We start from the raw sequence: 20,693 nt of genomic DNA, 5'->3' as shown, positions 1-20,693 counted from the left end.
CGAGTTCGCCGGGATCCGCCGGTTCCCGCCGAGTTGGCCGGGGCCCGCCGCGACCCTGCCGGGCCCCCGTGGCCCGCCGGGAACCCCGGTTCCCGCCGAGTTCGCCGGTTCCCGCCGCGACCCGCCGGGCCCCTGGGACGTCCCCCGGGGTTCGCCGAGCCCCGTCGAGGCTCAGCCGAGAAGCGAGGCGAGTCGGGTCGCCGCGTCACCGATCGCGGTGATGATCTCGTCCCGGTCGTCCCTGGCCGCCGCGTGCGGCACGACCGCGCTGACCGCCGCCACGACGTCCCCGTGCGGATCCCGCACCGGCGCGGACACCTCCAGCACGTCCTCGTCGTACTCGCTCTCGCAGACCGCGACCCCGCGCCCGGCGTCCGCGGTGACCCGCGCCAGCAGATCGTCCACGGTCCGCGGCGCGTAGGGGCCGCCCGCCCCGATGAAGTCCTCGCCGCCGAGGAGCCGCGTGACCTCCTCGCGCGAGTGGTCGAAGAGCAGCGCCCGCCCCGCCCCGGTGCACCAGACCGGCGTCAGCCGCCCCGCCCGCGCCCAGGAGAACTCGGCCCAGGCCGCCAGCTCGGCCCGCACCGAGAGCACCATCGCCCCACAGAGCACGTCCACGTACGCGCACGCCCCGAACCGGACCACCAGCCCCCGCAACAGCGCCCGGCTCTCCACCCCCCACGGACCGGCCTCGGCCGCGACGGCCAGCAGATCCGCCCCGGCGCGGAACTCGTGCCCGTCCCGGGCGAGTGTTCCGGTGTCGACCAGATCCCGCAGCAGCCGCGACGCCTGTCCCTTGTCCAGCCCGCTCTCCTCCGCCAGCCGGACCACACCGGGCCCGCCTCGGCTGTCGAGCTCCCCGCGAACCACCCGCTCCACCAGCCCGAGCCCCCGGGGCAGTGCTCCCGTCGCCACGTCCATGCGCCGGATGCTACCGACGAAAGATCGTCGCCGCCCACGTCGTAGCCCTTCCCAGGCCGTCCCGTTCGCGACGCGAAGCAGCCGCCTGGCCGCCCGAAGGCCGGGACCGGGGAAGGTCCGCCGGGGACATCGCCGAGTCCCGCTTCCACGGCGGTGTGGGCCTGCTCTACGCCTCGATCGCCATCGGTTCTCTCACGGCCGGACTGTTCAGCGGGTGGATCGCGAAGGTACGCCGTCAGGGCGTCGCCCTGACGACGGCCGTGGCCGGCTGGGCGGCAGCGGTCGGCTTCGCGGGAACCACCCACTCGCTGTGGTGCACCGTCGTCCTGCTGGCCTGCGCCGGTGCCGCCGATCTCGTCAGCGCGGTCTACAGGGAGACCATCCTGCAGACCTGTGCTCCCGACTCCATGCGGGGGCGCCTGCAAGGCGTCTTCACCGTCGTCGTCGCGGGCGGCCCCCGGCTGGGCGATCTGCGCGCAGGAGCGATGGCCGCCACCGCGGGTCTGGGCACGGCCTGGTCGGGCAGTGCCTTCGTGTGCCTGGTCCTGGTCCTGGCCGTCGCAGTCCTGATGCGACCGTTCTGGCGCTATGACGCGACCTCGAAACGACGTTGCTCGTCGCCCTAGACCTCTGCAGCCGAGGAGGCTCGGCACGACGCTGGGACGCCACGGTGCCGGGGGACAGGCCCTTGGCGTGCCGGACGTTCCCGGCCGTCTGCCTTCCGGCCGCGGGATCGGTCCGCCCGGCGTCCCGAATGGCGAGACTCGCTTCAAGCGACGCCGGTCACAGGTAAGTCGAGTGCTTGGTGAAGGGCGTGCCTGGTTCCGCGCCGCCCGACTCGACGGGCGGGTGAAACCTCGCGGCAACAACCTATTGACATGACATTTGCCTGACGGCATGGTTCTCGACTTAGGGATACTTTTAAAGCGCTCTAAATCCAACCGCCGCCATCTGCGCCGGCCTCCACGACGGGGGCTTCGGCGCGCAGGGGAGCCAGCCTGATGTCATTCGAAGTGCTGACCATGGGCCGTGTGGGCGTGGATGTGTATCCGCTCCAGACCGGTGTGGGGCTGGCGGAGGTCACGTCGTTCGGCAAGTACCTGGGCGGGAGCCCCACCAACGTGGCGGTGGCTGCCGCCCGCTACGGCCGTTCGGCGGCGGTGATCACGAAGACGGGCCGGGACCCCTTCGGCGACTTCGTCCGCAGGGCCCTCGACGGCTACGGCGTGGACGCGCGGTTCGTCGGCACGTCGGACATCGCGCCGACCCCGGTGACGTTCTGCGAGATCTTCCCGCCGGACGACTTCCCGCTGTACTTCTACCGCCTGCCGAAGGCCCCGGACCTGGACATCCAGCCGGACGAGCTGGACCTGGCGGCGGTGCGCGAGGCTTCCGTGTTCTGGATGACGGGGACAGGGCTGAGCGAGGAGCCGAGCCGCGCGGCGACGCTCGCCGCGCTGGAGCACCGGGCCAAGTCCCGGACGACGGTCTTCGACCTGGACTGGCGGCCGATGCTGCTGGTCGGCCAACTCGGCACCATCGCGGCCCAGTTGCTGATCGGCGTGTTCTCGCTGGTGCTGCCCGCCGGCGATGGCCGCGCCTACGCCGTCCTCGCCATGACCGTCGTCTTCCTCGCCTTCCAGCAGGGCGCGATCTCCCCGGTGACCTGGCTGATGCTGTCCGAGATCTTCCCGCTGAAGCTGCGCGGCTTCGGACTCGGCATCGCGGCGTTCGCCCTGTGGATCACCAACTTCTGCATCGGGCTGGTGTTTCCCGTGCTGGTCGACGCGGTGGGTGTGTCCAGCACGTTCTTCCTGTTCGTGGCCGTGGGCCTCGTCGCCGTGGCCTTCGTGAAGCGGTGCGTGCCCGAGACGCGCGGACGCACGCTCGAAAACCTCGAACACGAGCTCAAAGCCCGCTACTCCTGATCCGTCCCTGTCCCCGCCCCCGCCTCCACCAGGAGTCGGGGGCTCTCGTCTCAAGAGTGAGGAACACCCATGACTGTGCGCGTAGGAGTGATCGGGGCCGGCTGGATCGGCCAGGAGCACATCCGCCGGCTCACCGAGTCCGTGACCGGCGCCCAGGTCACCGCCGTCACCGACATCGACGCGGCCCGGGCCGGGGAAGCAGCGGCGAGGGTCGGTGCCCAGGTGTTCGCGAGTGGCGCCGAGCTGATCGCGGCGGACGACGTGGACGCCGTACTCGTCACTTCCTGGGGGCCCACCCATGCCGAGCACGTGCTGAACGCGATCGCCGCCGGGAAGCCGGTGTTCTGCGAGAAGCCGCTCGCGACGACGGCGGAGGACTGTCTGCGCATCGTCGAGGCCGAGCAGGCGCACGGCCGGCGGCTGGTCCAGGTCGGTTTCATGCGCCGCTACGACGCCGGCTACCGCCGGATGAAGCAGGTCATCGAGGCGGGGACGATCGGCGAGCCGCTGGTCGTGCACTGCGCGCACCGCAATCCCACCGTGCCCGAGTCGTACCACACCGACATGGCCGCGCTCGATTCGGCGGTCCACGAGATCGATGTACTGCGCTGGCTTCTCGACGACGAGATCGTCTCGGCCCAGGTGGTCCTGCCGCGTTCCACGAGCAAGCGGTTCGAGCACCTGAAGGACCCGCAGATCATGCTCTTCGAGACCGCCAAGGGCGTCCGCATCAACCTGGAGGTCTTCGTCAACTGCCAGTACGGGTACGACATCCAGTGCGAGACGGTGGGCGAGGAGGGGCTCGTACGGCTGCCCGACCCGGCCGCGGTCGGCGTCCGCACCGCCGGTCGGCACAGCACCGGGGTGCTGACGGACTGGGTGGGCCGCTTCGTGGACGCCTTCGACACGGAGTTCCGCGAGTGGGTCGCGAACATCGCCGCCGGCCAGGAGCCCACCGGCCCCTCCGCATGGGACGGCTACGCCGCCACCGTCATCTCCAACGCGACGGTCGAGGCACGGCGATCGGGCGGCATCGTCACCACGGACATGAAGCCCCGGCCCGCTTTCTACGGTGGCACCGAGTAAGGCGGGTCCTCGGCCAGCCACCTCCGGTCGGCCGCCCGCTCGTGAGAGCGGGCGGCCGACCTTTGTGCTGCTCTGCCCTGTGCTGCTTTGCGGGTTCACACGCAGAGACGCGACGAGCAGGGGCCGGCCCCTGCTCGTCGCGTGCGGACGGACATGGTGTGAGGCACGGTCCGCGAACCGTGCCTCACACACTCAGACCTCGGCGTCGGCCTGGAGTTGCTCCAGTTCGGCTTCGAGCTCCGCCATGGCCTCGCCGCCGGCCATGAGGTCGGTGATCTGTTCGCGGGTGCGTTCGCCCTTGCGGAAGTCGTCGGCCTTCTGACCGCGGATGAGGACGGCGAAGTGGTCGCCGACCATCATGGCGTGGCGGACGTTGTGGGTGACGAGGATGACCGCGACGCCCTTGGCACGGGCCTGCATGACGATCCGCAGGACGTGCGCGGCCTCCTTGACGCCGAGGGCCGCGGTGGGTTCGTCGAGGATCAGCACGTTCGCGCCGAAGTACACGGCGCGGGCGATGGCCAGGGCCTGCCGCTCACCGCCGGACAGGCTGCCGACGAGGCGGTTGCCGTCGGTGACCCGCGTGATGCCCAGGGACTGCATCTCGCGGACGGCGATCTCGCCCGCGAGCTTCTTGTCGAAGAGCTTGAACGGGCCGAATCCCTTGGTGGGTTCGGCTCCGACGAAGAAGCAGCGGCCCACGCCCATCAGCGGGAAGGTGCCGCCGAACTGGTGCACCGTGGCGATGCCCTGGGCGCTCGCGTCGCGCGGGCTGTCGAACTCGACGGGCTTGCCGTCGATCTCGATGGTCCCGGAGGTCGGCTTGTGGAAGCCGGAGAGGATCTTGATGAGGGTCGACTTGCCGGCGCCGTTGTCGCCGAGCAGGCACAGCACCTTGCCGGCCTCGACTTCGAGGGAGATGTCCTGCAGCGCGTGCGTGCCCAGGAACGACTTGTCGACGTCGGTCAGGCGCAGAAGCGGGGTCGTCATGGTCAGGCCTTCTTCGCGGCGCGGGGCTTGTAGGACAGGGCGAGGCGGCGGAACGTGTTGTTCATCAGGACCGCGGCGAGGATGAGGATGCCGAGGATCAGGCTGGCCCAGTCCGAGTTCCAGCCGGTGTAGTAGATGCCCTGGTTGACGATCGCGAACGTCAGCGTGCCCAGGACGACGCCGAAGACGGAGCCGTAGCCGCCGGTGAGCAGGACGCCGCCGACGACCACGGCGATGATGGAGTTGAAGACGAAGGACTGGCCGTTGGCGACCTGCGCGCCGTTGTAGAGGACGGTCTGGATCACGCCGACGAGCGCGGCGCCGAAGCCGGACGCCATGTACAGGGCGATCTTGACGCGGTCGACGGGGATGCCGGTGGCGCGGGCGGACTCCTTGTCGCCGCCGATGGCGAAGATCCAGTTGCCGTACTTCATCAGCTGGAGGAGCACCGTGACCACGGCGGCGATGCCCAGCCACCAGAAGATCGCGACCTCGAACTGCCCGGCGACGAGCGTGCCGAACAGTGCCTTCGACAGCGGGTCGGGGCTGATCGGAACGCTGGTGGTACCGGTCGTCACCCGGGACAGGCCCAGAGTCAGGCCCGCCATGCCGGAGAGCGTGGCCAGGGTGATCACCAGGGAGGGCACGTTGGTGCGGGTGACCAGGATTCCGTTGAGGAGACCGACCAGCACGCCGAGTCCGAGCGCGAGGATGATCCCCACGATCATCGGGGCGCCCCAGTGACCGGAGACGATGGCCAGCGTCATCGAGCTGCCGGCGAGCACCGAGCCGACGGACACGTCGAGTTCGCCGGCGATCATCAGCAGCCCGACCGGGATGGCGATGATGCCGAGTTCGGCGGCGATGTTCAGCCAGCTGGCCGCGCCCGCCGGGGCGAGGAACTTCTCCCCGCCGAAGATCGCGAAGAAGACGAAGACGGTGATCGTTCCGATGAGCGCGCCCGCCTCGGGACGGTGCCGCAACTGCCCCAGCACGCTCTCGGACTGCTTCGGTGGGGCGACGGCGGGCTCTTTCGCGGCCGTCGTGTCAGGAAGTGAGGTTGTCATCGGAAGAAGTCACCTTCGGGAATCCGGTTGTGCTGCGGAGCAGGTTCGGGGGAGGGGTGCCGGGCCCGGGGAGAGGCCCGGCACCAGTGGGTGGGTCAGCGGACACCGGCCTTGGCGCCTGCGATCGCCTTGCCCACGTTGTCCTTGGTGACCAGCAGCGGGCCGGTCAGGATCGGGTTCTGGGGCGGGAGGACGCCGTAGGACAGGTACTGGTTGGCCATCGAGACGACGTAGAAGCCCTGGAGATAGGGCTGTTGGTCGATGGCGAACAGCTGGGTGCCGGCCTTGATCCGGTCGAGCTGGCTCTGCGAGAGGTCGAAGGTGCCCAGCTTGACCTTGCCGCCGACGTTGGCCTGCTTGATCGCGGAGGCCGCGCTGTCGGCGTCGCCGACGCCGATCGTGACCACGGCGTCGATGCTGCCGTCCTTCAGCAGCGCGCCCTTGATCGCCTGGGTGACGGCGGACGGGTTGCCGAAGTTGGAGGAGGGCAGGGGCAGTTGCTTCGACGAGGAGCCCTTGCTGGTCGCGCCGTCCTTGATGCCCTTGCAGCGGGCCTCCTGGTTGGCGGAGCCGGGCACGGTGTTGACGCAGAGGATGTTCTTGGCACCCTCCTCGGCGAACTTCACACCGCCGGCCTTGCCGGCCTCGTAGTCGTCCGAGCCGACGTACTTCACGGCGCCGACCTTGTTCGCCGCGGCGACGCCGCCCGAGTTGTAGATGAAGACCGTGATGCCCTTGGCGATGGCCTGCTTGATCGCGGAGTCCTGGTTCTCGGGCACCCAGTCCGGTACGAGGATCGCCGTCGGGTTCTGCGAGATCGCGGTCTGGGTGAGCTTGGCGACGTCGGGGCCGAGGTTGTCGTAGTTGGCCGGGCCGAGGTAAGTCACCGTGCCGCCACCGGCCTTGACCAGCTTCGTGGCGTCCTCGACGCCGCGCTTGACGGTGGAGAAGAACGGGTCGTCGGACTTGCCGCCGATGACGACGATGGAGACCTTGCCGGTCTTCGCGGTGGAGGTCGTGCCGCCGGCGGAGGCCGTCGCGTCTCCGGCGTCGCTCCCCGTGGCCTTGCCGCTGGCGCACCCGGTCAGCGCGGTGGCCGCCAGGGCGAGCAGGCTCACCGCGGTCAGACCACTTCTGGAGAGACGGCGGCCGGAGGGCCGCCTGGTCTGCGTGAGTTCCATGTGCGGGGGTGCTCCTTCGTGTGGTGCCGGGCGGTGCGTGAGCGGGGCCGGGCAAGGCAGGGCTCGGAGAGGTCCCGGCGTGCGAAGCGGCTCGCACGCGGGCCCGGGGAAGACCGGAAAGTCCGCGATACCTGGTGTTCTGCCTGGTCGGGCCGGACATGTCGGCAGTCCGTGCAAACGGCTCGTCGCGGGACGGGTGACGGATCCGCGATGTTTTAAATCGCTTTAAGCGGTGGCCAGAGCATGCTGGTGTTTCAGGCACGTGTCAAGGCTCTGCTCGCGAATGCGCGTCGTCCCGTTGTCCGGTCGGGAAAAGCTGTATTTGCCACATATTTCTGCCCCGGGCGCTCGCGGCGCACGGCTGCGAGGCGTACCGCATGCCGTCCTGCGTGGAGCGGGTCGGCGGGGTCAGCGAGGCTGTGCCGTCGTCCCGCGGACGACGAGTGAGGGGGCGAGGACGATCTCGCGCGGCTCGGTGCGTCCGTGATCGAGGCGCTCGACGGCGGCTCGGACGGCGTGGCGGGCCTGTTCCTCGGCCTCCTGGCTGACCGTGGTCAGATCGAAGCAGGTCAGCCGGGACAGCGGGCTGTCGTCGTAACCCACGACGGAGACGTCGCCGGGGACGGAGACTCCCGCCTGCCAGAGGGCGGTGAGCACGCCGATGGCGCTCCGGTCGTTGAAGGTCACCACGGCGGTCGGCAGGTCGCCGCCGTGCAGCAGGAGCCGGCCGGCCTTGTTGCCGGCTTCCTCGGTGACGTCTCCGTGGAGGACCCTGATCTGCGCGTCGAGACCGTGATGGCGCATCGCGTTGCGGTATCCGCGGCGGCGGTCCGTGGCGATGACGCCCCTGCCGCCGTCGACGTACGCGATCGACCGGTGCCCGAGGCCCACCAGGTGGTCGACGATCTGGCCGACGCCGTCGTCGTCGGCGCTGCGCACGACGTCGAGCCCCGCCCCGACGACACGACGTCCCACCGAGACGACGGGAGCCTTGCGGTCGAGCTCGGCGAGCGTGGCGACGGGGGCCACCGGTCCGATGAGGACCAGTGCCTCGCAGCTGTAGGCCAGGAGGGTGTCGATCGCCGTGTTCTCGTCACGGGTCCTGGTCTGAGTGCTCAGGACGAGGTCGTAGCCGACCTCCTCGGCGGCCGTGTGCAGGTGCTCGACCAGTTCGGCCTGGAAGGCGCTGTGGATGTCGATCATGACCCCGAGCAGCCGGCTGCGCTTGCTGGCCAGGGCGCTGGCGGTGCGGTTCGGGCGGTAGCCGAGCTCGGCCGCCGCCTTCAGGACCCGCTGCCGGGTGTTCCGGCTGGGCCCCGGTACGCCGCGGAGCACCAGGGACACCGATGCCGTGGACAGGCCGACGCGTGCGGCGACGTCCTCCAGGCGGGGGCGCGGTGCCGCACCGTTGCCGCGCTCGGGGACGTCGGAGCCGAACTCGTCCACGCGACCTCCAGCGGCTTCGGGGCAACACCCTTGACATCTGCTTGTGACGCCACCGATAGTACCAGGACTTAAAACGCTTTAAACGAACCCTGGGCCGCTTCGTCCGGAACACACCCGGATCCACGACTGCCGGTCTCCACGCTCTTAGCCACGGCGCGGCGTCGCGCCGGAGAGGAACCACGATGAGCACAAGGCCGATCGGGGTCGCGGTCATCGGAGCCGGTATGGCGGGCCGCGCCCACCTCAACGGCTACCGGCAGGCGGCGACCCTGTACGCCGAGGGCCTGCCCGAGGTCCGGCTGGTCGCCGTGGCCGACGCCCACGAGCCCTTCGCCCGGGACGCCGCCCGCCGCTACGGCTACGAGCGGGCCGAGACCGACTGGCGGGCGATCGTCGAGGCCGACGACGTCGACGCGGTGAGCGTGGTGGTCGCCAACCACCTGCACCGCGAGATCGTCGAGGCGCTGCTCGCGGCGGGCAAGCACGTGCTGTGCGAGAAGCCGCTCGCCCCGTCCGTGGCCGACGCCGAGGCGATGGTGAAGGCTGCCGAGGGCACCGGCCTCGTGACGGCGACCGGGTTCACCTTCCGCCGGGCGCCCGCGATCAACGCCGTACGGCAGCAGGTGCTGGAGGGCTCGCTCGGTCCGGTCCAGCACTTCAACGGCCACTACTGGTGCGACTACGGGCACAACCCGGACGCGCCCATGAGCTGGCGCTACCGGGGCGGCCCCGGCTCCGGCGCGCTGTCCGACATCGGCAGCCACCTCATCGACCTGGGCGAGTACTTCTGCGGGCCGGTGCGGACCGTGCAGGGCGCGGTGCTCTCCACGCAGGTGCGCGAGCGGCCCGTCCCGCTGGGCACCGCGGTCGGGCACTCGGCGGACGTGGCGGTGGGCCAGGAGCGCGAGCGGGTCGAGAACGACGACATCGCCACCTTCACCGCGACCTTCGCCTCCGGTGCCGTCGGCACGTTCTCCGTCTCGCGGATCGCCCGGGGACTCGCCAACTCGCTGGGCTTCGAGGTGTTCACGCGGGGCGGCGCGGCGACCTTCGAGCTGTCGCGCGCCGCGGAGTTCACCCTCGCCGACGCGGCGGCCACCGACCCCGTGGACGGCTACCGGCGCGTGGTGGTCGGCCCCGGCCACCCCTACATCGCGGGCGGTCTGCCGATGGACTTCCCGAGCGTCGGGCACGGCCAGCACGAGTTCTTCGTCTGGCAGGCCCGCGCCTTCCTGGAGCAGATCGCGGGCCTGGACCGGCTGCCGCCCTGCCCGACCCTCGCCGAGGGCCTGCACAACCTGCGCGTCATCGACGCGATCGTCGCCTCCGCCGCGGCCGGCGGTGCGGCGGTCGCCGTCCCGTGACCCGAGCCTTTCGCCCCACCTCCACCCCCGAGAAGGACCGAGGAAACACACGATGAAGCTGGGCCTCTACAACGCGATCCTGCACGACCGGCCGCTGCCGGAAGCGATCAAGGTCGTGGCCGACCTGGGCCTGACCGGCCTGGAGATCAACACCGGCGGCTTCCTCCCGCCGGTACACGTCCCGGCGTTCGACGACATCCTCGTCAGCGACACCGCCCGGGACGACTTCCTCGGCCTGTTCGAGGGCACCGGCGTCTCGATCGCCGGCCTGAACGCCAACGGCAACCCACTGCATCCCAACCCGGTCATCGGCGAGAAGCACGCCGAGGACATCCGTCGCTCGATCCGCCTGGCCGAACGCCTCGGCCAGCACCGGCTCGTGACGATGTCCGGGCTCCCCGGCGGCGAGCCGGGTGCCTCCCGCCCCAACTGGGTCGTCAACGCGTGGAACTCCGCGGCCCTGGACGTGCTGGACCATCAGTGGAAGGTCGCGGCGGAGTTCTGGCGCGAGACCGACCGGCTCGCCCGTGACCACGACGTCAAGGTCGCGCTCGAACTCCACCCGCAGAACCTGATCTTCAACTCCGCCGACGTGCACAAGCTCCTCGACCTCACCGCCGCGACGCACGTCGGTGTCGAGCTGGACGCCTCCCACCTGTTCTGGCAGCAGATGGACCCGGTCGCCGTCGTCCGCCACCTCGGCGAGCTCGTCTTCCACGCGGCGGCCAAGGACGTCCGGATCAACCCCGAGTACGCCGCCCTCAACGGGGTGCTGGACAACAGCTTCCGGCGTCTGTCGCCGGACGAGCCGCGCACCAACCTCGGCGGTGACGAGTGGGCCAACGAGTGGCCGAAGGAGTCCGCCTGGGACTTCGTCGCCCTCGGCAAGGGGCATGACGTCGCCTACTGGACCGAGTTCCTGCGCGCCCTGCACGAGGTCGACCCCGACATGCTCGTCAACATCGAGCACGAGGACACCGAACTCGGCCGCGTCGAGGGCGTCGCGGTCGCCGCCGGGGTGCTCAAGGCGGCCGACGCGGCACTCCAGGAGTCCCTGCGGTCATGATCGCCTGGGCCCGGTATCCGTACCAGGGGCGGGTCGTCCTGGTCACCGGGGCGGGGACCGGGATCGGCCGGGCGACCGCGCGCGCCTTCCTGGAACAGGGGGCGAGCGTGGCGGTGCTCGGCCGCCACCCGGAACCGCTGCGGGAGGCGGTGACCGGCTTCGACGCCGAGCGCGTACAGGTCCTTCGCGCCGACGTGACGGACGCCGGCGCGCTGGAGCGTGCGGTGGCCGCGGTCGCCGAGCGCTTCGGCCGGCTGGACGTGGTGGTCGCCAACGCCGGTACCAGCGAACCGAGCCGCATCGACACCTTCGACGACTCCGCCTGGGAGCGGCTGCGTTCGGTCAACCTCGACTCGGTCCTCGGCCTCGCCCGGCTGACCGTGCCACTGCTGCGTGCCACCCGCGGCAACTTCGTGGCGGTGTCCTCCATCGCCGGACTGCGGGGCGACTGGGGCCAGTTCGCCTACAACGCCACCAAGGCGGCGGTCAACGCGTTCGTGCAGAGCCTCGCTCTCGACGTCGGGGCCGACGGGGTACGGGTGAACGCGGTCGCGCCCGCCTTCACGATCTCCCGGCTCACGCGACAGCGCCTCGACGACCCGGAGTTCAGGGCACGGCTCCTCGACCGGGTCGCGCTCGACCGGGTCGCCGAGCCGGAGGACATCGCGCGTGCCGTGCTGTTCCTCGCCGGCCCCGACGCCGGCTACATCACGGGAGCCGTGCTCCCGGTCGACGGCGGCACCAGCGCCTCCAGCGGCACGCCCCGACCTCTATGACACCAAGGAGTACCCAGCCATGAAGATCGCCCTCGACCCGTACATGATCCGTGACGTTCCCCTGCTCGAACTCCCCGCGGTGGTGGCCGAGCTGGGCTACGAGTGGATCGAACTCTCTCCCCGTGAGGACTTCATCCCCTTCTTCCGGCATCCGCGTGTCGACGACGCCACCGTGCGCAAGTTCCGCAAGGAGCTGGGCGCGGCCGGCGTCGGCATCTCCTCCATGCTGCCCCTGTTCCGCTGGTCGGGCCCGGACGAGGATGCCCGTCAGGCAGCGGTGCGCTACTGGAAGCGGTCCATCCAGATCGCCGCCGACCTCGGCGTCACCAGCATGATCTCCGAGTTCAACGGCCGTCCCGAGGACGCCGACCGCAGCGAGGCGCAGTTCTGGAAGTCGATGGACGAACTGCTCCCGCTCTTCGAGCAGGAAGGCATCAAGCTCGCCCTGGAGCCGCACCCCGACGACTTCGTCGAGAACGGCTACGACGCGGTCAACCTCATCCGCGGCATCAACCACCCCGACGTCACCTTCCTCTACTGCGCCCCGCACACCTTCCACATCGGCAACGACGCCCCCGGCATCATCGAGTACGCGGGCGACCTCCTCACCCATGTCCACCTCGCCGACGCCTTCGACCACACCGCGTCCTCCGGCAACCGCTACATCCTCAACCCGCCCGGCACCCAGGCGCGCATCCACCAGCACCTCAACATGGGGGAGGGCGAGGTCGACTTCGACGAGCTGTTCCGCGCGCTGAAGACGAACGGTTTCGACGGCACCCTCACCGCCTGCGTGTTCGCCTGGGAGGAGAAGGCGAAGGAGTCCTCCGTCCTCATGCGCGAGAAGATCAAGGAACGCCTGGCCACCTGGAAGTGACCTCCGCCGGTCGAGCGGCCCCACCCTGACGCCGACTGCCTCACCGAGACGGAGGAGGCGACGCCATCAGTGCCGAGTCTGTGGGCGGGGGCGGCCGGCCTGACAGCTTGACGTCTCAGCCCCCCGTACCTGCGCGGGCATCGAGGACGGTGGCGCGGGCTGAGCGGGCAGGACGCGCAGCCGCCCCGGCGGTCATGCCGCCGGGGCGGGACAGCGGGGAGGCGCTGTCTCAGTCGAAGACGAACGGGCCGGGGGCCTGCGCCGAGGTGGCGGTGCAGGAGGCCGTCCGGCCGAAGACGGTGACGGACAGTTCGCCGGCGCTGAGGCTGTCGCCGGACGCGACGGTACCGGTGAGAGGGCCGGTGGACACGGGGTCGCCTGCCGCGACGTCCGGGTTGGAGCTTCCGGTGAACGTCGTGGTGGCCGAGCCGTCGGTGAGGGTCAGCGTGGAGGTGACGGAGCCGGCGGGGATGTCGACCGGACTGGTGAGCGCGGGCTGCGTCACCGTGATCGTCGCGGACGTGCCGTCCTGGGCGGCGGTCAACGACGCCGTGCCCGACCCGTAGGAACCGCAGTCGAAGTCGACCGTGGCGGTGGTGGGGGTGACAGCCGCCGCGGACGGCGCCAGCACCGCGCTGCCCGCGACGAGCGCCCCTGTCAACAGGGCCATGACCATGCCTGGCGTCACGCGTTTCATGAGATCTCCTTCAATGGGGGGTGTGGAGCGCACCCGGGACTGCCGACGGGGACACCTTGGACGTGGGCGGCTCTTGGCGGCGTCCCCGTCGGGGTCCGTGGGGGCCACTCATTCACTCGTGGGTCACACGGGGGCCACCCGGGATGCTCCCGATGAGCGGGATCGTGCGGGGGAGCGCTGTCGGCGGCAGCCCCGGCCGACCGGCCCGGAACCCGGCCCGAACGGCTCCGTACGACCGGTCCTAGTGGCCGGGACCGCCCCGAGCCTCCCGTACCGAACCTCAGGACCATGGTGGGCATTTCCCACCGGGCTCCATCGGGCCCTACGGGGTGGGCGAAGGGAGACACACATGGCCATCGGGCCCGCGAGCGTCACGGAGCCGACCGAAGAGGTCGACACCGGGCGTCTGGAGGACGCGTCACCACGTCGCGTCCTGATGATCGTCCTGGCGATCGTCGCCGCGACCGAGATCGTCCCGTTCCACTATTCGTTCATCAGCATGTCCGTGCGCCTCATCGGGCCGGACTTTCCCTCTGCGGGCAGCCAGCTGGCCTGGCTGAACACGCTGTACGCGCTGGTCGGCGGAGTCGCCGTACCCGTCGCCGGCAAGCTGTCCGACATGGTCGGCAAGAAGCGGGTCATCCTCGTGTGCCTGCTGCTGTCGACGATCGGCTCCGCGGTGGACGCCCTGACCCATTCCTGGACGGTGCTGCTCGTGGGCCGCGCCCTGCAGGGGCTGGCGTTCCCGGTGCTCGCGATCTCGTACGGTCTGATCCGCGACCTGGTGCCGCGCCGGATGGTCGCCGTCGCCATCGCCGTCGCGGGCGGCGGCACCGGGGTGGGCGCGGTCCTCGGCCCGCTCGCGGGCGGCGCGCTGACCGACCACTACAGCTGGCGGTCCCTGTTCTGGTTCTGCACGCTGTACAGCGTGGTGACGGGGCTGCTGATGCTTCTGCTCGTGCCGGAGACCCGGTTGCGGGTGCGGTCCCGGCTCGACTACCTGGGTACGGTGCTGCTCGGCGCCGGCATCGCGCTGGTGCTGGTCTATCTCAGCCGGGGCAGCGACTGGGGCTGGGGCCGCGGCACCAGCCTGGCCTGGCTGATCGGCGGCCTGGTGCTGCTCGTGCTCTTCTACGCCTGGGAGACCCGGGCACCGGACCCGATCATGAGCCCCGCCCTGCTGCGTTCCTCGCGGCTGGGATCCCTGCTGGTGTGGGCGTTCCTGCTCAACGTCTGTACGCAGGGTCTGAGTTACCTGCTGGGCTACCTCGCCGAGGGACCCGGCGGTGCCCAGGGGGAGGCGCTCAAGCAGCAGGTCGCGGTCGGCGCCGCCCAGCAGGCGGCCCAGCAGTCCGGCGCACCCCTCGCCAGTATCCAGCAGTTCTTCACGGTCCACGGTGAGCTGCCGGGTCTGAACCTGACGCTGTTCCAGTTCACGGTACGCATCCTGCTTGTCATGTCCGTGCTGTACGTGCTGGTGGCGCCGCTCACCGGCTGGTCGGCCACCCGGTTCGGACTGCGGCTGCCGGCCGCCGCGTGCGCCTTCTTCTTCGGCCTCGGCAGCCTGCTGCTGTACTACTTCCACGGCAGCACGCTGCAACTCGCCCTCTGCGCCCTCCCCTTGGGCGTGGGCGCGGGTATCTTCCTGGGCACCGTCCCCAACATGCTCATCGAGGCGGTACCCCAGGAACAGCAAGGGGCGGGCGCCGGGATGTACGGGGTGTTCGGCAGCTTCGGCAGCGCCACCGCGACGGCCGTCGCGGCCGCGGTCATGGCCGCCCATCCGCTGGTGCTGCACGTCAGCACACCCGGCCACGAATCGGACACCAAGCTGCAAAGCGGTGCGCTGGCACAGCTGTCCACGGAAACCGCCTACACCCGGTTGTTCCTCATCTTCGCCGGTGTCGCGCTGGTCGGCCTGGTGGTCGGCCTGCTGATGCGGCAGTACCGGAAACCGGCCACGGGCGGCCTGCAGAGCTGACTGTCCCCGCGCCGGACACGGCGCGGGAAGAGTCATGGGAACAAAGACGAATTCCGCCCGCGGGTGCCGGTCACCCGCGGGCGGAATTCGCCACGACGTCGTTCAGCCGGTCGGCTCTGTCCTGCTCAACTCCGCGGTGATGTCCCGGCGCAGCACCTTTCCGGTCGCGGTGCGGGGTATCTCGGCCCATACGACGATCCGGTCAGGCGTCTTCGAGCCGCGCAGCCGGCGTCGGACCTCGGCCCGCAGTTCCTCGGCGTCGAGCGCGGCCCGGGGGGCGGGGACGACGACGGCTTCGATGCGCTGTCCCCATTCCTCGTCGGGTACGCCGACCACGACCGCGTCCGCCACTCCGGGCCGGCGCAGCAGGACGTCCTCGATCTCGGCGGGCGCGATGTTCTCGCCGCCCCGGATGATGGTGTCGTCCTGTCGGCCCAGCACGAACAGGAACCCCTTCCGGTCGAGGCGGCCCAGGTCACGGGTGTCGAACCACTCGTCGCCCGCCTCCGGCGTCCCCGGCGCGGTCCCGGCGTACCTTCCGGAGACCTGCGCGCCGCGCACCCACACCCGCCCGGCCGTCCCCGTCGGCACGGCCGCCCCGGAGGCGTCGCGGATCTGTAGGTCGACGCCGGGGATCGGGCGCCCGGCGGAGTGCAGTCGCGCCCGTACCTCGGGGTCCTCGGACGCGGCGGCCTCGCGATGGTCGTCCGGGCCGAGGACGGAGATGGTGGAACTGGTCTCGGTGAGCCCGTACGCGTTGACGAACCCGACGTGCGGCCAGGCGCGCAGCGCCCGTTCGATCACGCGAGGGGGCATGGCGGCCCCGCCGTACGCCAGGGTCCGCAGCGTCGGCACCTCGTGTTCGGGCTCCTCCATGAGGCGGGCCAGCATGGTCGGCACCACCATGGCGTTGGTGACACGTTCGGTCCGTACGAGCTCCAGCCAGCGGTCCGCCGAGAACGTGTCGAGCACGACCAGCCGGCGGCCGGCGTAGACGTTCGTCAGGACGTTGGACACGGCGGCGATGTGATACGGCGGTACGCACATCAGCGACGCCTCGTCCGGCGGCGCGCTGCCGAACTCGACGCCGCCGATGACGTAGGAGACGAGGTTGTCGTGGCGCAGGAGCACGCCTTTGGGGGCGGAGGTGGTTCCGCTGGTGTAGATGATGACGGCCGGGTCCCGTGGGACGCGATCCGGCGGTGACAGTGTCCGGGAGGCCGTCGACTCCAGCCACGACCGCGGGGAGTGCCGTGCGGAGACCAGCGGGGCGTGCCGGTCGTCGGCGATGACCCAGGCCCCGGGGTGCTGTGCGAGCACGGCTGCCAACTGGTCCGTTCCCAGCCGGTAGTTGAGCGGTACGAACGGTAGCCCCGCCGCCGCGGCCGCGAACAGGGCCACGGGGAAGGCGGGGCCGTTCACCGCGAGGTACACGACGGACGGGGCGTTCGCTTCCGCCATGAGGCCGGCGCCGGTTCTCGCCGCGGTGCGCAGCTCCCGGGCCGTGAGCGTGCCGACCAGGGTGCGGTCGGGAAATCCTTCGGCCGCCATGCCGAGCAGCATCGTGAGATCCACGGGAGTCAGTCCGAGGCCGGCAGCGGCTTGGCGCTCTTGACGACGAGCGGCACACCGCCCACCGCGAGGGTGCCCTGCCCGGGCTTGGTGCAGAGCAGTTCGACGGTGCCGTCCTCGGTGGCATAGCGCTTGCCGAGCAGTGTTCCGACCGACTGGTCCGGGTCCAGGGGCCGTTGGGGCGCCGGGTCCGTCCGCGTGGTGTCGACCATCGGCGCGCCCCCGCAGGTCACCTCCTGGTCACCGGCCGCCCAGCGGACCACCACCACGCTGGTGTGGTCCACGGTGCTCGTGAGCATCATCCCGATGCGCGGTGTCATCGCGACTCGTTCCTCTCTTCTTTTCTGCTGCGGGGTCTGCTGCGGGGTCTGCTGCGCGGTCTCTGCCGGGTCTGCAGTCGGGTCTTCTATCGGGCCGGTGCCCGGCCGATGACCCCGTCCGCTTCCAGGGCGGCGATCTCGGCCTCCGTCAGTCCGAGTCCGGACAGCAGTTCGTGGTTGTGCTCGCCCAGCAGCGGAGCGGGCCGGACATGAAGGCGTTCGGGTCCCCGTGAGAAGCGCGCCGGCCAAGTGCTGTAGCGGGCCGTTCCGTTGACGGGGTGGTCGAGTTCCTCGAAGAAGCCGCGGTGACGCAGCTGCTCCAGTTCGCCCTGGCGGTGCGGCTGCAGGACCTTGGCCACCGGGACGCCCGCGGACCAGAGACGGTCGACGATCTCGTCCGCGCCGCGCTCCCGGCACCAGCCGGCCAGCCGCTCGTCGATGCCGTCGTGGTGCGCGCGCCGCCCGTCGGCGGTCGACAGGTCCGGGTCCGTCGCCCAGTCGGGCCGGCCGAGTGCCTCGCGCAGCGCCTCCCACTGCTCGTCGCCGGCCACGGCGATCGCCACCCAGGAGTCGGTGCCGCCGAACTCGTCGGTGTCGGCGGTGCGGTAGAGGTTCTGCGGGGCCGCGGCCGGTCCCCGGTTCCCGGTGCGTTCCAGGAGCTTGCCGTACGCCGAGTACTCGATGACCTGTTCGGCGGCCACGTTGAGCGCCGCGTCGACCATGGCAGCCTCCACCTGAACGCCCTCGCCGGTGCGGCGCCGGTGCTCCAGCGCGAGCAGCAGGCCGTTGAGGGCATGGACGCCCGCGTTGGGGTCGCCGATCGAGTAGGGCTCGACGGGGTTCTGGTCCGGATGACCGGTGAGCCAGGTCAGTCCCGACGCGTCCTCGATGACGAAGGCGAAGGCGGCGTGGTCGCGCCAGGGTCCGTCGAGGCCGAAGCCGGGCATCCGGACCATGATCGCGTCCGGGCGGAGGTCCTTCACCGCCGCGTAGTCCAGGCCGAGTTGGTCCAGGACCCGGGGCGTGTAGTTCTCGACGACCACATCGCAGGTCGCGATCAGCCTGCGAAGCAGTTCCCGCCCGCGCTCGGTGCCGAAGTCCAGGGTGAGGCTCTTCTTGCCGGTGTTGAGGCCGGCGAAGATCGGTGACATCTCCCACCACTGGTCCACGGTCGGTGGGACGCCCGCGATCAGCCGCGTTCCGTCGGGCCGGGTGGTGGACTCCAGGTGGATGACCTCGGCACCGAGCATGGCGAGGAGGTGCGTGCACGACGGACCGGCCCAGAAGGCGGTCATGTCCAGGACGCGCAGACCACCGAAGGGCAGCGGATCCCGCCGCTGTGGTGCACGGCTGATGCTGGAGTGTTCCCCGAGCCGCGGGGCGGGTCCGGGCGGCCGCAGCGGAGCGGGCGCCAGCCGGTAGGGAGGAGCCGGTTGGAGGAAGCCGTCGCGGGGATTCGCCAGGAAGGCGTGCCGCTCGGTGAAGTGGTCCAGAGCGGGGGCGTTGGCGCCGTTGACCACCGCCGCGTTGGGGATCCGGAAGGCCGTGGCCAGTTCACGGATCTCGGCGACCGTCCGGCCCGCGATCCAGTCCTGGATCACCGGGGCCACCTCAGTGGCCCGCTGGATGATCGAGAAAGGATTCGCCTCGTCGATCCACTCCGGGTGGCCGACCATGGCGCAGAGGTCGAAGAACTGCTGGGCCGTCGCGCACCCGAGAGCGACGAGACCGTCCTTGGCCGTGGCCACGCCCGGCATGTTCAGTCTGCGGGTCGCCTGCCACGGCCGGTCCAGCATGTCGAAGAACGTGACCGGGTGGTAGGTCAGCGCCAGGATGTGCGCCTCCAGCATCGACAGGTCGACCAGCTCGCCCGGCCCGCGCAGCCGGGCGGCCAGCGTCGCGGCGGCGGCGTACGCCCCCGACACCCAGTCCCCGGCCTGTCCGCCTACGCACACCGGTGGCCGGCCCGGGTCACCGCGGCCCAGGCCGATGATGCCGCCGGACCAGGCCTGGAGGGTGAACTCGGTGGCGGGCCGGTCGCTCCAGGGGCCGACCATGCCGAACGGGGTGATGGAGGTGACGACGAGGTGCGGATGGTCGCGGTGGATCTCCCGGGGCGACAGGCCGGCGACCGGAGAGCCCGACGACCACACCACCACATCGGCGGATTCCAGCAGGTCACGCACCATGTCCAGGTCGCCGGGGCCGATGACGACGCTCTCCTTCGAGCAGGCCAGGAAGCTGAACAGCGCGCCGTCGCCGTCGGGTGGGACGGCTGCCCCGGAGGCCGACCAGCGGCGCAGCGGATCGCCCTGCGGCGCTTCGACCTTGACGACCTGGGCTCCGCCGTCGGCCAGGAGCTTGGTGCAGTAGGCGCCGGGGATTCCCGTGGTCAGGTCCAGCACGACCCAGTCGTCCAGCGGAGTCGGGCTCATGTGTCCCGCTCCTTCCGCTCCCGGCCCGACTTGCTGAGACGGAACTCCGGGGGGAAACGGTCGTCGTTGCCCCGGACCGCGTTGGCGATTCCGCCGCCGACCGTGTCCTCGTCGAGCATCAGGTCGTCGGTGTCGGCCCGGGCGATGCCCCCGATCGACTCGAAGAGGCCGGTGAGCAGCGAGCCCATGTACTCGCCCTGGTGCTGCTTGAAGATCTCGAAGAAGACCTTCTGCATGAACACCGTGTCGGTGGGCCGGGTGCGGGCGCAGGCCAGCGCGTACTTCTCCACCTCGGCCTCCAGCTCGTCCCGGGGGACCACGCTGTTGACGAACCCGCACGAGTCCATCTCCTGGGCGGTGAACGGCCTGCCGGTGAAGACCATCTCCTGGAACTTCCTGAGGCCCATCGTCTGCGCCCAGGTCCACATCCGGGGAGCCCAGCCGATGTAGCGCCAGGAAGGGTGGCCGAAGAGGGCGTCGTCGGACGAGATGACCAGGTCGGCGTCGGCGGCCTGGTAGAAGTGCCAGCCGTAGCAGTAGCCCTTGACCTCCAGGATGCTGATCTTCTTGAAGTCCTGGAGGCTGCGGCAGCCGCCCTGGGGGTGCGCGTACCACTGGGAGGGCACTCCGCCGTAGCGGTACGAGCCCTTGGGGGGATAACGGACGTCCTCGTCCGCGCCGATGCCCTGCTCCGCCAGGAGCGGTCCGGCAGTCGGCGCGCCGTGCATCTCCATGGTCTCCTCGATGTCGGCGCCCGAGCCGAGGTCGTCGCCGACCCCGCGGATCACGAGCACCTTCACCTCGTCGTCGACGTTCGCCCGGTGCAGCAGGTCCGCGAAGCGCAGCCGGGCTGCCGCGGTGGGTGCGTTGAGGGCGTCGGGGCGGTCCAGGGTGAGGGTGGCGATCTTCGTCCGGGAGTCCTTCTCGTAGCGGATGATCTCCTGCGCCGAGGGACGCTTGCTGTCAGCCATGTGCGGGGTCCTTTC

18 protein-coding genes are annotated in these 20,693 nt (G+C 70.7%); 8 read left to right on the top strand and 10 right to left on the bottom strand.

Going from position 1 to position 20,693, the window contains the following annotated elements; genetic code table 11:
• Positions 1-171 precede the first annotated feature (171 nt).
• Positions 172-921 carry an IclR family transcriptional regulator C-terminal domain-containing protein gene (locus ACIPSJ_RS42980; RefSeq protein WP_401354307.1) on the bottom strand — a complete coding sequence of 250 codons (750 nt, stop codon included), beginning with the start codon at positions 919-921 and terminating at the stop codon, positions 172-174.
• 155 nt (positions 922-1,076) lie between these two features.
• Here ACIPSJ_RS42980 and ACIPSJ_RS42975 point away from each other — a divergent pair, with 155 nt between their 5' ends.
• From ACIPSJ_RS42975 to ACIPSJ_RS42965, 3 genes are all read left to right on the top strand, one after another.
• Entirely contained in the window at positions 1,077-1,547 is a 471-nt protein-coding gene (locus ACIPSJ_RS42975) for an MFS transporter (protein WP_401354304.1), read from the top strand.
• A 375-nt stretch (positions 1,548-1,922) separates the two neighbouring features.
• Positions 1,923-2,849: a PfkB family carbohydrate kinase gene (locus ACIPSJ_RS42970; RefSeq protein WP_401354301.1), complete on the top strand. Its 927-nt coding sequence runs from the start codon at positions 1,923-1,925 to the stop codon at positions 2,847-2,849.
• Positions 2,850-2,918: 69 nt separating this feature from the next.
• Positions 2,919-3,935, top strand: coding sequence for a Gfo/Idh/MocA family protein (locus ACIPSJ_RS42965; protein ID WP_401354299.1), 1,017 nt, complete (start codon positions 2,919-2,921; stop codon positions 3,933-3,935).
• Between the two features lie 192 nt (positions 3,936-4,127).
• On the opposite strand, the gene ACIPSJ_RS42960 is transcribed toward ACIPSJ_RS42965, so the two are convergent.
• The 4 genes from ACIPSJ_RS42960 to ACIPSJ_RS42945 all read right to left on the bottom strand — a co-directional run bounded on the left by ACIPSJ_RS42960 (position 4,128) and on the right by ACIPSJ_RS42945 (position 8,619).
• The gene (locus tag ACIPSJ_RS42960; protein ID WP_401354297.1) at positions 4,128-4,925 is read right to left on the bottom strand and encodes an ATP-binding cassette domain-containing protein; all 798 of its coding nucleotides are present in this window, start codon (positions 4,923-4,925) and stop codon (positions 4,128-4,130) included.
• A gap of 2 nt (positions 4,926-4,927) precedes the next feature.
• A complete protein-coding gene (locus ACIPSJ_RS42955) occupies positions 4,928-5,992 on the bottom strand; it encodes an ABC transporter permease (protein ID WP_401354295.1) in 1,065 nt (354 codons plus the stop codon).
• 95 nt (positions 5,993-6,087) lie between these two features.
• The gene (locus tag ACIPSJ_RS42950) at positions 6,088-7,173 is read right to left on the bottom strand and encodes a sugar ABC transporter substrate-binding protein (RefSeq protein WP_401354293.1); all 1,086 of its coding nucleotides are present in this window, start codon (positions 7,171-7,173) and stop codon (positions 6,088-6,090) included.
• A 408-nt stretch (positions 7,174-7,581) separates the two neighbouring features.
• A complete protein-coding gene (locus tag ACIPSJ_RS42945) occupies positions 7,582-8,619 on the bottom strand; it encodes a LacI family DNA-binding transcriptional regulator (RefSeq protein WP_401354291.1) in 1,038 nt (345 codons plus the stop codon).
• Between the two features lie 182 nt (positions 8,620-8,801).
• Here ACIPSJ_RS42945 and ACIPSJ_RS42940 point away from each other — a divergent pair, with 182 nt between their 5' ends.
• From ACIPSJ_RS42940 to ACIPSJ_RS42925, 4 genes are read left to right on the top strand one after another with little or no spacing between them, the layout of a single operon-like run.
• A complete protein-coding gene (locus ACIPSJ_RS42940; RefSeq protein ID WP_401354288.1) occupies positions 8,802-9,983 on the top strand; it encodes a Gfo/Idh/MocA family protein in 1,182 nt (393 codons plus the stop codon).
• A 52-nt stretch (positions 9,984-10,035) separates the two neighbouring features.
• Positions 10,036-11,049 (top strand): sugar phosphate isomerase/epimerase family protein, encoded by a 1,014-nt coding sequence (locus tag ACIPSJ_RS42935; RefSeq protein WP_401354286.1) that lies wholly within the window; start codon positions 10,036-10,038, stop codon positions 11,047-11,049.
• On the top strand, positions 11,046-11,825 hold the full coding sequence (locus ACIPSJ_RS42930) for an SDR family NAD(P)-dependent oxidoreductase (RefSeq protein ID WP_401354284.1): 780 nt from the start codon (positions 11,046-11,048) through the stop codon (positions 11,823-11,825). The genes ACIPSJ_RS42935 and ACIPSJ_RS42930 overlap by 4 nt, the downstream gene beginning before the upstream one ends.
• 19 nt (positions 11,826-11,844) lie before the next feature.
• On the top strand, positions 11,845-12,702 hold the full coding sequence (locus ACIPSJ_RS42925) for a sugar phosphate isomerase/epimerase family protein (RefSeq protein ID WP_401354281.1): 858 nt from the start codon (positions 11,845-11,847) through the stop codon (positions 12,700-12,702).
• A 229-nt stretch (positions 12,703-12,931) separates the two neighbouring features.
• Here ACIPSJ_RS42925 and ACIPSJ_RS42920 read toward each other — a convergent pair whose 3' ends face one another.
• Positions 12,932-13,399: a hypothetical protein gene (locus tag ACIPSJ_RS42920; protein ID WP_401354279.1), complete on the bottom strand. Its 468-nt coding sequence runs from the start codon at positions 13,397-13,399 to the stop codon at positions 12,932-12,934.
• 349 nt (positions 13,400-13,748) lie between these two features.
• Between ACIPSJ_RS42920 and ACIPSJ_RS42915 the strand changes: the two genes are divergently transcribed.
• Positions 13,749-15,380, top strand: a complete 1,632-nt coding sequence (locus ACIPSJ_RS42915; RefSeq protein ID WP_401354276.1) for an MFS transporter — start codon at positions 13,749-13,751, stop codon at positions 15,378-15,380.
• Between the two features lie 102 nt (positions 15,381-15,482).
• On the opposite strand, the gene ACIPSJ_RS42910 is transcribed toward ACIPSJ_RS42915, so the two are convergent.
• From ACIPSJ_RS42910 to ACIPSJ_RS42895, 4 genes are all read right to left on the bottom strand, one after another.
• A complete protein-coding gene (locus ACIPSJ_RS42910) occupies positions 15,483-16,955 on the bottom strand; it encodes a class I adenylate-forming enzyme family protein (RefSeq protein ID WP_401354273.1) in 1,473 nt (490 codons plus the stop codon).
• Between the two features lie 5 nt (positions 16,956-16,960).
• Positions 16,961-17,272, bottom strand: coding sequence for a hypothetical protein (locus ACIPSJ_RS42905; RefSeq protein ID WP_401354270.1), 312 nt, complete (start codon positions 17,270-17,272; stop codon positions 16,961-16,963).
• Between the two features lie 86 nt (positions 17,273-17,358).
• On the bottom strand, positions 17,359-19,707 hold the full coding sequence (locus ACIPSJ_RS42900; protein WP_401354268.1) for a CoA transferase: 2,349 nt from the start codon (positions 19,705-19,707) through the stop codon (positions 17,359-17,361).
• Positions 19,704-20,678, bottom strand: coding sequence for an enoyl-CoA hydratase/isomerase family protein (locus ACIPSJ_RS42895; RefSeq protein ID WP_401354265.1), 975 nt, complete (start codon positions 20,676-20,678; stop codon positions 19,704-19,706). Before ACIPSJ_RS42895 ends, ACIPSJ_RS42900 begins: the two co-directional genes overlap by 4 nt.
• Between the last annotated feature and the right edge of the window lie 15 nt (positions 20,679-20,693).

It is taken from the genome of Streptomyces sp. NPDC090088, assembly GCF_044747345.1.
Classification (GTDB): Bacteria; Actinomycetota; Actinomycetes; order Streptomycetales; family Streptomycetaceae; genus Streptomyces.
This window is presented reverse-complemented; position numbering and strand designations above follow the sequence as displayed.